9 protein-coding genes are annotated in these 12582 nt (G+C 57.9%); 3 read left to right on the top strand and 6 right to left on the bottom strand.

Annotated elements, in window-relative coordinates:
- Positions 1-155 precede the first annotated feature (155 nt).
- Positions 156-2729, top strand: coding sequence for a hypothetical protein (locus tag VM163_02625; GenBank protein HUT02769.1), 2574 nt, complete (start codon positions 156-158; stop codon positions 2727-2729).
- A 39-nt stretch (positions 2730-2768) separates the two neighbouring features.
- On the opposite strand, the gene VM163_02620 is transcribed toward VM163_02625, so the two are convergent.
- Positions 2769-6152 carry a C25 family cysteine peptidase gene (locus VM163_02620; protein ID HUT02768.1) on the bottom strand — a complete coding sequence of 1128 codons (3384 nt, stop codon included), beginning with the start codon at positions 6150-6152 and terminating at the stop codon, positions 2769-2771.
- A gap of 14 nt (positions 6153-6166) precedes the next feature.
- Here VM163_02620 and VM163_02615 point away from each other — a divergent pair, with 14 nt between their 5' ends.
- Together VM163_02615 and VM163_02610 are read left to right on the top strand one after the other, a co-directional pair.
- On the top strand, positions 6167-6340 hold the full coding sequence (locus tag VM163_02615) for a hypothetical protein (GenBank protein ID HUT02767.1): 174 nt from the start codon (positions 6167-6169) through the stop codon (positions 6338-6340).
- A 218-nt stretch (positions 6341-6558) separates the two neighbouring features.
- The gene (locus VM163_02610; protein HUT02766.1) at positions 6559-6837 is read left to right on the top strand and encodes a hypothetical protein; all 279 of its coding nucleotides are present in this window, start codon (positions 6559-6561) and stop codon (positions 6835-6837) included.
- A 106-nt stretch (positions 6838-6943) separates the two neighbouring features.
- Here VM163_02610 and VM163_02605 read toward each other — a convergent pair whose 3' ends face one another.
- The 5 genes from VM163_02605 to VM163_02585 form a co-directional block, all read right to left on the bottom strand.
- On the bottom strand, positions 6944-8554 hold the full coding sequence (locus VM163_02605; protein ID HUT02765.1) for an ASKHA domain-containing protein: 1611 nt from the start codon (positions 8552-8554) through the stop codon (positions 6944-6946).
- 42 nt (positions 8555-8596) lie between these two features.
- Positions 8597-9403: a hypothetical protein gene (locus tag VM163_02600; protein ID HUT02764.1), complete on the bottom strand. Its 807-nt coding sequence runs from the start codon at positions 9401-9403 to the stop codon at positions 8597-8599.
- Positions 9404-9494: 91 nt separating this feature from the next.
- The gene (locus VM163_02595) at positions 9495-10241 is read right to left on the bottom strand and encodes a TIGR00266 family protein (GenBank protein HUT02763.1); all 747 of its coding nucleotides are present in this window, start codon (positions 10239-10241) and stop codon (positions 9495-9497) included.
- Between the two features lie 251 nt (positions 10242-10492).
- A complete protein-coding gene (locus VM163_02590) occupies positions 10493-11302 on the bottom strand; it encodes a PIG-L deacetylase family protein (protein ID HUT02762.1) in 810 nt (269 codons plus the stop codon).
- Positions 11303-11354: 52 nt separating this feature from the next.
- The gene (locus VM163_02585; GenBank protein HUT02761.1) at positions 11355-11948 is read right to left on the bottom strand and encodes an MGMT family protein; all 594 of its coding nucleotides are present in this window, start codon (positions 11946-11948) and stop codon (positions 11355-11357) included.
- Positions 11949-12582 lie beyond the last annotated feature (634 nt).

Raw genomic sequence — 12582 nt, 5'->3', positions numbered from 1 at the left:
GAGGTGCGGATCGTGCATGGCCACGGGAAGGGCGTCTTGAGGGTGGCTGTCGCGAAGGTGCTGAAGGAAAACAAGCTCGTCGAAAGCGCTGGCGCGGCTCCGCCACACCAGGGCGGGTCCGGCGCAACAGTCGTGATCTTCAAGGATTAGTCGGCGTGAGCCCTCGGCACAGAGCCTCGCTAGCGGCCTTGCTCTTGCTCGGCGTCCCGTTCGTCGTCGTTCTGCTGCTATTCGGGTTCATCGGTGGTCGCATGGATGGGGACGGGCAGAACTACTACATCTACCTGCGCTCCGCAGTATTCGACGGGGACCTCGATCTCAGAAACGACTACGAGATGTTTCCCAGAGACGACCCGCTTGTTGCCCAGGTCTGCATCAATTCCAAGGGGTACCCTCCCAACGTATTCTCCGTCGGCCCAGCAGTAATGTGGTCTCCCTTCTTTCTCGTGGCGAGGCTCATCTCGCTGGCGATGCCGCCCGACTACGTTGGCAACGTCAATCAGGGCAAGGGCGAGCCATACTACACCGCCATCTGCCTCGCCTCGATAATCGCGAGCTTCATTGGCGTCATTGCAGCCTATCGCTTCACAGCCAGACGAACAGGTTCGTCGCCGGCTCTCCTCGGGATACTTGCAGTCTGGCTGGCCAGTTCTGCCATACACTACCAGGTATTCGAGCCATTCATGTCCCACGCGCTCTCCATGTTCGCAGTCTCAGTTTTCGTGGCAAAAGCCGCCTCAATAGAGCGGTTCCGCCGAAGGTCAGAATGGGTCCTGCTCGGGGTCCTCGCCGGGCTCATGTCCCTCGTCAGGTGGCAGAACGCTATCTTCGCAATCATTCCCGCTATCCTCCTTCTTGGCGCGCAGCTCTTCCCGGCCAGGGACTGCAAGCGACCCAAGCTGCCCGTAGCAGGTCTCGCTGTCTCACTAGCGGCCGCAGTCATTACTTTTTTGCCGCAGATAATCACCTGGCGGATAATCTATGGCAAGTTCTTTCTCATACCCCAGACCGGCGGCTTTATTGACCTGCACCACCCACATATCTACGAAGTCCTTTTCTCCACAAGGGGCGGGTTGTTCCTCTGGACGCCGGTGCTGCTTCTGGCGACAATTGGCCTCATCCGAGCCTCGTTTGCCCGGGACAGACTGGCAATCGCAATGCTGCCCGTCTTTCTATTGCAGCTATACCTGAACGCCTCGATCATGGACTGGTGGGGCGGCGAGGCGTTCGGCGCGAGGCGGTTTATTGGCCTGTTCCCAGTCTTTGTTTACGGGTTCGCGTGGCTCGTGGCGCCCGGACTGAGGCGGCCGGTCAGTCCCGCGAAACCTCCCCGCAAGGCTGTGTTCCGCTCTGTATGTGTTATTGCCGCCATCCTGATACTTTCCAACGCTGTCCTACTCACTCGATATGTCGAGGGAGAAATCCCACGAGGCCGTGCGATGGCGCTGTCGGACCTCGTTTCCGGGCAGTTCACGACCGCTCGAGATTGGCTTTCATGGCTGGGAAAGCTCCCAAGCACTATCAAGGTCTCCTACAGTCTCAAGCTGTCCTTTTCGACCGCGTATTCAGCCTTGCACATGTCCTCGCACGGCTCGGCTCTCAATCTGGCCCTGAACATCGGCTCAGATCACGAAGGCGCGGCCCTGGGCAAGGGATGGTATCAGAGGGAGCGGTGGGGAGCTATCCCGTTCCGATGGGGCGGCACGCTCACCGAGACAGTTTTTCATACCGGCGACTCTGGCCCAGGTTTTTTTGAGGTTAGAGCGCGCACAGACACCCTGGCCAGACGGCGACTGTTCCACGCATCATTAAACGAGGCGCCTCTTGGATCATTCACGGTCGGCGATAGGTGGGAAGATGTCCTCCTGCCGTGCCCGGCCGGCGCCTTGAGGCAGGGCTTGAATGCGCTGCGGATCGAATGCCAGTCGCATCCACCCCGGCCGATGCCCCCGCCCGGGTTCATAATACCCCACACGACAACAACGTGCCCGGCCAATCTGGCCCTTACAAGCAAGGACTGCGGCCAGGGGCTTGCCTCGGAGATAATCATCGACGGACAACAACTGTCCCCCAACAGGTTCGGGATCAACGTCGCCGCCTTTGACCCTGCCCGGCCCGAATCATTTGCGACGGCAACGTTGAAGTTCGGGGCCTCGACCCAACAACAACAAGGTCTTGCCAAGCGCATCAACAGCGCTCCCAAATCGGCGCTTTTCGCGGTATCAAGCAGGACGTTCGGCCTGCTCAAGACTGACCGAGAATGGTTGAAAAAAACGCTCTCGCTTCTGGCAAGAAACCGCATCAACTACTTCGCCTACGGCGGCATCGGGAAGCTCCGCATTCTCAGAAAAGACCCCGCTGGCAAGCCCCAATGGGTGTGCGACGCGCCTGTCTCAACACTCGAGCAAATTGGCAGACTCGAGGAAGTTCTCGCAAAGCTACCGTTCAAGACAATCTACGTAGCGGCGCTTGGCGAGCACGAGTCGCCTCTTCACCCCGACCTTGTCGAGGCGTTTGGCCGCATCGGTATTGATATAAGAGTGCCGTATCAGTCGCGTACTCCGTTCGTCGCGATTGGAGGCAAGTTTATGACGGGGCACGCACAAATAGCAGACGTTGTCGAGAGGGGCACGGCGGCGCTCAGGTTCGGTCAATCCCCCGACCCTCGCGACCTATGCCTTGCGGTCTCACGCATTGCGTTGACCACCCTCAGCGCGTCTAGCCGGTAGGATGATGGCCGTCTCTGCTAAACGCCGCGAGCGTTGAGGCTACAACACGTCCCAGTCGGCTGCGGCAATGTTACCCATAAGTTGATATGTAGAGGACCGCACCAAGGCGGCCATAAACTGGTATCGCCCGGGCAGAAAGCCAGCCGGAATCTCTGTCCTCAGCAGCTCAAACTCGCGCGATGACAAAGCGGCGATCGGTATCTCAGTGTAGAGCGCGCAGAGAGTGTTGGAAGGGCCGGGCATGTACAACATGTCCCCGTCCGGAAGCACAAGTGCGAGGTAGAGGTCTGCGGTAGTTGTCTCGCCGGGGTTATCGTAGGCCCCCGACACTACAAGCTCGTCCCCCGGATGATAATTCCCCGCGTCGGTCCAGATGAAGAACGCCAGCGACGGATAATCGAACACGCACGATGCATCGGCGGCGCTCTTGACATGCTCTGTGTTGCCTGCTCGGTCGGTCGCAATGGACATGAACTCATAAAGCCCCGGCCCGTTCTGCGCATCAAATGCGAAGTCAAGGCCCTGGCGCCACTGGGCGCTCTTGAAGACTTGCCACTTCGGTTGACGTGCGATGCCGCTCTCGGCAGGTTCAGGAGCAGAGAATCTATAATACATTGTGACTCGCTCGACCCCGGAAACAACGTCGCCTGCCCAACAGGCGATGCTCAGGTTGCTCTCAGATGAGTAGTCTGGGCAGCGCAACGTCGAGCTCGGAGGCGTACCGTCGTAAACGCAAGAAGTATCCGTGCGGGCGATGCGAAGCTGCTCGTTGCCGGCGTTATCGGTCGCTATGCTGAAAAAGTCGTAAGTGCCCTCTGCCGGCGCTACGAAGCTGATCGTTCCGCTTGAACCTTCACCCGACAGGCCGGAGAATGTCCATGCCTCAGCGTTGCGGCGGAACCAAAGCTCCAGACTGGCCGCGCCGGAGCAGTCGTCGTGAGCAAGGTATTGCACGGCGATGGTGGCCACGCTCGAGTATTGGGGCGAACTGACGGTGGAATCGGGCTTGACGTCATCGATGCCGGGCCCGAAGAGCTCTCCCGTTGGCGGATACCTCTTGAAGGAGCCACGACCGTCAACAGCGAAGAAATGAAACATGTCGCCGAGGCAATCGCCGCTTCCGATCACGAGCTTGACCCCAAACGTGCCATTTGCCGGACCACCTTCAAGCAGCGAGAGGGGGAAGTACTGCCCTGCAACGTAAGCCTTGATGACAAACGGCGGGTCCCCATCCTCATCAGAATAATGCACCTGAAAAGTGAATGTGTCGCCCGCCCGTCCATATCGCGGCGTCACCTCAGCGTTCGTTAGCGCCAGTTCCGTGTTGTAAACGCCCGTCACGCGGGCAAGGTAAGGCAGATGATTTTGTGCAGTTACCGTCAAGTCGAAATTGCGGGCGGATTCTACGTAAGGCGTATCGACCAGGACCTGGCCGTCCTGGTCAGTCGTTCCACGGGCAAGCCAACCGGCGCGGTCTGTCAGACACACGAGAGCGCCCTGAACAGGCTTCGCTCCTTTGCCGGTTACGCTGGCGAAGAATCCATCCCTGTTCAGCCTAAAAACAGGGTCGTAGTCCACGGCTATTGTCGATGGTGTCGCCGTCCAGACGGGCGTTACCGGGGACCCAAGAAGGTTCATCCCGTAAGTTACCCATCTGAAGCAGCCATACCAGCCCTTATTTGAACGCTTCGAGTACGAGATGTAACGCACCTTGCTCTCGGCAAAGGCCTCGCCGATGTTGTAGTGATGGCCCCTAAACAGAGCATCAAAGAACTCGCGGTCCATCAGGTCAGAAGGGCCGTAACCGGGGCTGCCTGACGAATACCACCCATACCGGCTGTTGACCAACGCTGCAACGCCACCGCCCGCCGCCGCATTCACGAATCGCTCTCCCAGGCTGTCCAAATCAAGCGCCCCGAACAGGCAACCTATCGAGTAGAGCACCGAATAACGAGGCGAATTCTTGAGCCTCGTCATATCAATACACGCGATGTACTCACGCTGCGCATTAGGAACATCAGAAAGCGCGCTCGCCGCATTGTAGGTGCTGTGCCCACAGTTGTTAATGATCGCATAGCCGTCGTCCATGGCGCCCAGCACGTTCTCCTTGCCCGAAGTGCCATCCCGGTCATAGCAGGTCTTGAACGTCCAATAGGGAGGAAAGATGGTCGCCTCGGTGATGCTGTCCTTCGCATCGCCACCCCACGTCGGGTGCTCGTCCAGTTTGCAGGCCCAGAAGAACGCCGACGTAAGATAATCGGTCGGAAGCGGGTCCTCGCCAACCCCCTCATAGGTCAGTATCTTCCGCACCAGCACCTTAATGTTGCTCAGAGATGAGGCCGGCAACCGACCCACAAAGACGTCCGGGTACATATCGATGTTATCTTCCTTGTACTCGCCCCAATACTCGTCCCCATCAGCGTTCCAGCTGCCGTCCAGATCGGAGTAATAGTAATCGCATTGCAGATAATCATCCTTGCCATAGGTTTTCCCGGACGTAAACGCATAGCCACGGCGGGTCGGGACCTCACCAACGTCCCCGCCAAGAATCACCCAGCCAAGACCCTGATTGATGTAGTAGTCCTTGATGCAGTTTCGTATCTTGGCCGGTAAGTCCGGGCCGACATAATCGCCTTCAATCTCGCCAACCGTAACTATCTTCGTTCGGTAGCCCTTCCGGTAAAGCCAGTCCTGCAAGACCTCTAGCGACGAGACGAAATAGTCCTGCGTGATGATCAGAACGTCGCATTTGTCCCGCCAGTAAAGAGGCGTTGCCCTGGGCTGCTGTTCCGCGCCCTCGGGGTTCTCAACCAGCGAGCTGACCACCGATTTCGCGGCGACGTCGCCGGCCAGTGTGCTTTCGGGCAGCGTGTCCAATGGAAGCGGAAGCTGCTTACCCACAATCTCTATCGTCATCTCCGTGCTCAGAAGCAGGCGCTTTTCGGCCGCCTGATACTGCATGGGATACACGATCAGCCCAAGCACACGATAGCCCCGCAGCGACCCCTCGCCGGTCGATACGAGCTGCTCGGCCGGCTGCGCCTCAAAAAGCGAGTAGGCGCTGGGCTCGGGAGGGACGAAGTCGTAAAGATCAGGCTGAGAAACAGGCCGGACGGGCTGACCTGGGGCGATATCGAATGCGCCTGGCAGCTGAATCTGCCTGTTATCCGAGATGCGAACTCCGGTCATCTCGAAGCCAGGCGGAAGCGCCACATAGACGGCCTTCGTCGGCAGAAGCGGCTCCCCCGGCTCGCCAAAGAGCTCGCACCCCTCGAGGCTCACAACGTCGTACTCTCCCATCTTGGAGACCGTTAGCGAGTCTTGCGGGAACTCGAGCTGAACTGTGATCCCCTCAGCAAATACCGCCAAGGAAATACAGAGCACAAACAGAGCTGAGCAAATGATGATCTTCAGGTTTTTCATAACATCCTCTTTCATTGCCCGGAATACTAAACCAAAACCACACAAGTAGTAAACAAGGCAACGAGGGCAAGCGACACGACGGATTCCTGGCCGGCAGCCGCATCGTCTTCGATTCAAGCGACAGCCTCCATTACCTCGCTGTGAAAAACGGTAACGAGGTCTATTTGATGCAGGAGACGATGAAGTAACGGACAGCACCGCATGCTGGGGCGGCCAATCCAAATGGGAGCGAATTGATGCTTTGCGGATTGCCGAATCTGCCGGACAACAGTTCCACTCTCGCTCCAGAAGGGAATCATTGTCGTGTAGGGACGATTCACGAATCGCCCTTGATCTATTGATTTCATCGGACTAGGGCGGCTCGTGAGCCGCCCCTACGTGCGCAACGTGGCTCAGAGGCATTCCAATGAAACACGACATACTCGACCTTTCAATTCAGGAACTGGACACGCTGCTTCTCGACTGGGGCGAGCCGCGATACAGGAGTCGACAAGTATTCCAGTGGGTTTACTCGAGGCTGGCGACGCTGTTCAGTCCAATGACTAACCTGCCAGCGCCTCTCCGAGAGCGCCTCACCGGCGAGTTCGAGATATGCAGGCCAAAGGTCGTCGAAACGTCAAAAAGCAGGCGTAATCTGCCCCAAATCACCGAATCTGCGCCCACCAACACAGCATCCTTTGACTGACACCTCGAAAAACCACCTGACCTGCACAGAAAAACCAGCATCCATCTCCTCGTCACAAACCAATCTGATTTGGGTCAATTTCGTTCAACTTGATTATTGGGCGAACTTATCCAAATGCGAGGTTCTGGGTGAAGCGCTCCTCAAACTCCGCTCGTCCCGCGAGATTGACGTATCTTATCTTCTTCTGAAGCTCACGCATCTCATCGAGCCTGCGCCTCGACAGAAGAGCAAGCATTGCCCCCGCCAGAGCCGTGTTGCCCAATGACTCCTTCTCGGCGTGCTCAAACGTCGGTATGAGCCCGATCGTCTCCGCAGAGCAGGGGTCGATTAGGCTGCCAAACGCCCCGCCGAGAACGACTTTTTTTACGGAAGCCGCCTCAACTTGCGCCTCGTTAAGCAGAAACTCGATGCAGGTGCGGATTGCGCCTTTGGCGAGCTGGGTCTTTCGCACGTCCTCCTGAGTCAGATAAACGTTCTCATGGAGAAAAAACGCCGCCTGGCTGCCCTTGCGTCTCATGCCCCCTGCGACAGGCCCCGGAAGCGCTCCCGCACGCTCGCAAAACCGCCCAGACGGCTCGATCACGCCCAAACGCACGAGCGAGGCGCACGCATCGATCAGGCCAGAGCCGCAGATGCCGATAGCCTCTACGCCGCCGACCACCTCGGTCGCGAGACGACCATCTTCATACCTCACACTCTGGATCGCGCCCGGCATGGCCGGCATCCCGCAGCTGATCTCTCCTCCCTCGAAGGCGGGTCCCGCCGCCGCAGAAGACGCGACAGCTCGTCCCCTTAAGAACACGACCGCCTCGCCGTTGGTGCCGATGTCCAGAAACACGAGCGCGCCGTCCTGCTCACGCATCTTGGCGATCAAAAGGCCGGCCAGCACGTCGCTGCCGACATAGCCGCCGATGGCAGGAAGGAAATCGAGCCGTGTCCAGCGTGGAAGGCCGAGCTCGCCAAGCGCCGCGACATTTTGCGGCTGAAGAGTGAGCGGCTCCAGCAATGGCGCACTATATGGCGGCGTAACAAGCTGCGTGCAGTCGAGCTCGAGCAGCGTCGCGAACATCGTTGTGTTCCCCGCGAAGACGATTTGATACACATCGGAGGTCGTGCACCCGGCCCTCGACAGCAGAGCGTCCGCGACGACTTGGACGCTCGCCGCCAGCACTTTTGAAAGCTCTCGCCTGCTCTCTTTGCCCCTCTGCGAGTAACCTATCCGCGTTATCACGTCCGCACCGAACTGCGTCTGCTGGTTCATCACGGTCGCAAAGCCGAGCGCCTCGCCCGACTCAAGGTCAATGAGGGCCGCTGATACAGTGGTCGTCCCCAAATCGACCGCAAGCCCGAGAATCCGTGACGTCTCTCTGCTTTTATCCAGTCTGTCCAGAGCCACAGATGGAAACAACTCCTCTGAAAGCGCAATTCTGATCGCCTCTGAAGGCTCAACTTCACCCGACGACACCTCGACGCGTGAGGCGCCAGGAACGGTAACGCAGATGTCAGAATGGACACGATACTGGCAAGCAAGGACCTCCTGAACCTCGCGGCCAGGCTCCCTCACAAGGACGCGGCATTTCTTGCAGACCCCCTTGCCGCCGCACGGTGCAGTCAGGATTATCGAATGGCGGGCCAGCAGTTGCATGAGGTTATCCGCCGCGGCCGCCGCGAACGACACTCCGTCTGGCGAGACATCAACCCGATAAGTCCTACCCATGCCTCAGCCTCTCAATTCTCGCTCGTCTGTATTATTGCTGTTTCAGGTCAACTCTGTCAGGTCGAAGTGTCTGGCCCAAGGGCCTTTGCACATCTCTCTCGCGCGCACTTGCAGCGTCTTCGCGTGTTTCGCAAACGGGATGACAAGATAAGCTCGTGCGGTGCCTCGATGATAACGCAGAGCGAAAACGCTGCCTGCACCAGTCGCTTCCCGAAGCTGTTTCAGGCGGTCCTCCACCTGTTCAGTTGCCGGTTTGCTGAAGTTAATATGCTGATAAACGACCAAGCTCTGCCCTCGCTCGTAGAACGCCGCGACCTCGTCGATGAAGGTGTATTTTGGGCCTTTCTTACCATATCGAGGCACACTCACCTCGAGTCCATTGTCCGGGTCAAAGTTTATGACCTGACATCCCTTCATCCGGTCGAACCCTCGTTGCCACCAAGCGTGGCGGTGCTCACGGCGTCTTTGTCGCCCCGCGTCTGAGTTGGCGGGCATGTCGTTCGGCCATTTAAGTGGTTCTTCGAAATAAACCGTCTCTGCTGGCAGGATAGCCGCTTCTTGAATCGCTTCAATGTTACGTCTGTCAGGATGAAGGTGCCAGTTCAGGCAGTCCCAAAGATCCGGATCGCACGCCCGATACTCCCGTCGATTGCTCGTTGTGTGGTCAGCCAACTTGGGATCATCAACCAAGAAGGTGGTGAACTTCCCGTCCATACCAGCTTCGTCAGGAACGAGATACCACATCATGCCGAGGCGCAGTGCCTCACCGTGAGCGTCAGCAGCACATAGACATCGCAGCAGGCCGTACTTCCCGAAATCTCCCTGATCGCAACAGAAGCGATTCTGCATTTCTTCTCCGTGTCTCTGTGGTGAAAGACCTCTTATCGGATCCTCAATTCGACCGATTTCTACGCTTAACTATGACCGCCAATCGGGTTGCTCAGTCGCCGCTGATGATGTCGCCCAAGCCGCCGAGAATGCTCCGCCCCCGCCTGACCTCGCCCACCGAACGCCGCGAGGCGCTTATGACCTTGTCGGCGAGGCGCGAGAAGGGAAGCGTCTGGAGCCAGACCTGTCCCGGGCCCGTGAGCCTTGCCAGAAAAAGCCCCTCGCCCCCGAAGAAGGCGGTCTTGATCCCGCCGACCATCTGGATGTCGTAGTCAACTGAGCCCTCGAACGCCACGAGGCAGCCCGTATCGACCTTCAGCGTCTCGCCAGCAGCGAGGTCCTTCCGGACGATGGCGCCGGATGCCTGCAAGAAAACAAGACCGTAGCCAGTTATCCTCTCCAGAATGAAGCCCTCGCCCCCGAAGAAGCCCGCGCCCAGCCGCTTTGTGAACGCGATGTCCAACTCAATCCCATGATCCGCACACAGAAAAGCATCTCGCTGGCACAAAAGCGTCTGGCCAGAGACCTCAAGCGGCACAATCTTGCCCGGATAAGGCGAGCTGAACGCCACTGTGCCGCTCGCGCTGCGGCATGCAAAAGTTGCCATGAAGAGGCTCTCGCCGGCGATTTTCCGCTTGATACCGCCAAACAGCCCTCCCTCCATCTTCGTGTCCATCTCGATAGCCGAAGTCATGAACATCATGGCGCCCGCCTCGGCCTTGACCGTCTGCCCCTGGGTCAGCTCGAGGACAACCGCCTGCATGTCATCCCCAATCACATGGTAGTTCAGTGCCGTCATCGTCCCTCTCCGCCTGTCCTCCAATCCATCTCATCGCTCAACTAGCGGACAGCCTAGAAGAGGCTGTCCAATAAGTCCGTTTTGCCTGTGTAGGGGCGATTCACGAATCGCCCTGGTCTAATCCGATCGGGCACCTTAAGGGCGGTTCGTGAACCGCCCCTACGCGATGTCGATATAGACCCGCGTGTGAAACAAGACACAGGTCTGTTCCCACCTCCATGCAACCTTGAACCACGAACCGCCCAATCAAACTATCGTTCATCGAGCTTCTTCAGCAGGAAAGCTAGATAGTCGCCGTCGCACTTGAAGAAAGCCTCGGCGTAGCCTTTGCCCTTCAATAGCCCGTGCGTGCGGTATCTGCCCAGACCCTCTACCACAACGTTTACGTAGTCATTCTGCTCCATCTGGCTCTTGTGGCACAAAAGCGCCCGGCGCTTCAGACCGACCTGGTCGGTGATGTTGACTATGCGATTGGGGAGAATAGGAGGCGACACCTCGTAGCAAAAGATGTCGCATAGGTAATCGATCTTCTCGAAGGCCTCGGCCGCGACCCGTGCCGCAGCTAAATGGTCAGGATTGTAGTCGAGCGGAAACGGCACATAGACGAGATCAGGCTCATATTCGATTAGAATATCGTCGATCAAGCTTGCACAATCGGCTATGAAATACTGAAGCTTGGTGTCCTGAAAGCCGAGAAACTTCAGCTTCTTGATCCCTAGAACTGCGGCCGCCTTCTGCGCCTCGTCCTTCCGCCTCGAGACGAGGTGCAGACTCTCTCTCAGGTCCGTGCTTCCCCGCGAGCCATCGGTCAGATAGGCGACCATAACGTCGTCTTCCGCCTGCACGTGCTTACGGAGCGTGCCCCCGCAGCCGACAACGTCGTCGTCCGGGTGAGGTGCCAGAACCAGCACGCGGCTGGCCTCAGGCCTCTCGATGAGCTTCGGCAGAAACAGCTCGCTCTTCCCCTTGAGCCCGAGGTGCAGTAGAAATCCCAGCAACTTCTCTGCACCAAGATACTTAACCTCCGCCCTCAAGTCCCTCAGCGCCTGTATCTTTGACATCCTGTGTCTTTTCTCCCTAGTTACGTGCAGATCACCATGCCTAACGCGGCTCTTAACGGTCAGGATGCCACAAGTGTGCGGAGCCCGGCAACTCTCGCCGACAGACTGACCCCTCCAGGTCGAGCAGGGCCTTTTTCAGCTCCAGGCCGCCGGAGAAGCCGCCGAGCGAGCCGTCGGATGCGACGACGCGGTGGCAGGGCACCACAAGCGGGAAAGGATTCTTGGCCATCGCCTGACCGACTGCGCGATATGCCCTCGGGCTGCCAGCTTCCCCTGCAAGCCATTTGTAGCTTCTGGTTTCGCCGTAGGGCACGGCCCTCGTCACCTCCCAGATACGCCGTTGAAAATCAGCTCCGATAGCGGGGTCCAGAATCACGGCCGAGTAATCCGGCACTCCCTCGCCAGAGAGATGTCTGCGAATCTGTCTCACCACCGCTGCTGGCGCTTTCCGACGACGGCCCATCATTTCGGGTATCTTGAGGACGAACTTGCGACTCTCCGTGTCTGCTCCAAGCTCTATCTTGTATATCACTTTGCCCTTCCACGCGAGGCACACAGCGCACGGGGGCGTATCGAAAGCGGCGAAGACGCAGCCCTTAAGCTTCGTCATCCAAAACGGGTCAAACGGCGACAAGAACATCAACATTGCCCTCAATCCTCCTAATCGGCACCCATTCTGCTCAAACCCTCTTTTGTCCGCAGATTACACAGATTACGCAGATTAACCGGAGAAGCTACACATGATACAAGCCGGACCGCCATCGAGCGAGAACTTCTCCACCCTACCGACCCATCCCCCTCCAATCTGCGTAATCTGTGTAATCTGTGGATGAATCCCTCCCAAGACTCAACTTAGCCTAGATCGCGAACACATTTGCTCTCACCGGCCTTCGCGCTTCCTGGTGAATGACGAGACCAAGAGCTTCAGCTCCTCGCAGCCCAAGAGCTTGCTGCATGTTGCCAGTATCCCCACAGAGCCCGCAATAATCGGCACCCATTCTGCTCAAACCCTCTTTTGTCCGCAGATTACGCAGATTACGCAGATTAGCCAAACAAGCCGAGCCAAATACGCACGATGCAGCCTGGACGCACGCCTCGCCAGAACTCTCCCACGCTATCGATACACCTTCCTCCAATCTGCGTAATCTGTGTAATCTGTGGATGAATCCCTCCCAAGACTCAACTTAGCCTAGATTGCGAACACATTTGTTCTCACCGGCCTTCGCGCTTTCTGGTGAATGACGAGACCAAGAGCTTCAGCTCCTCGCAGCCCAAGAGCT

The organism is bacterium, from assembly GCA_035527515.1.
In the GTDB taxonomy this organism is placed as follows: domain Bacteria; phylum B130-G9; class B130-G9; order B130-G9; family B130-G9; genus B130-G9.
This window is presented reverse-complemented; position numbering and strand designations above follow the sequence as displayed.

Coding starts and splice junctions, on each gene's coding strand:
- VM163_02620 (HUT02768.1), bottom strand. CDS start 6,152: ATGAAAAACCTGAAGATCATCATTTGCTCAGCTCTGTTTGTGCTCTGT.
- VM163_02610 (HUT02766.1), top strand. CDS start 6,559: ATGAAACACGACATACTCGACCTTTCAATTCAGGAACTGGACACGCTG.
- VM163_02605 (HUT02765.1), bottom strand. CDS start 8,554: ATGGGTAGGACTTATCGGGTTGATGTCTCGCCAGACGGAGTGTCGTTC.
- VM163_02600 (HUT02764.1), bottom strand. CDS start 9,403: ATGCAGAATCGCTTCTGTTGCGATCAGGGAGATTTCGGGAAGTACGGC.
- VM163_02595 (HUT02763.1), bottom strand. CDS start 10,241: ATGACGGCACTGAACTACCATGTGATTGGGGATGACATGCAGGCGGTT.
- VM163_02590 (HUT02762.1), bottom strand. CDS start 11,302: ATGTCAAAGATACAGGCGCTGAGGGACTTGAGGGCGGAGGTTAAGTAT.
- VM163_02585 (HUT02761.1), bottom strand. CDS start 11,948: ATGTTGATGTTCTTGTCGCCGTTTGACCCGTTTTGGATGACGAAGCTT.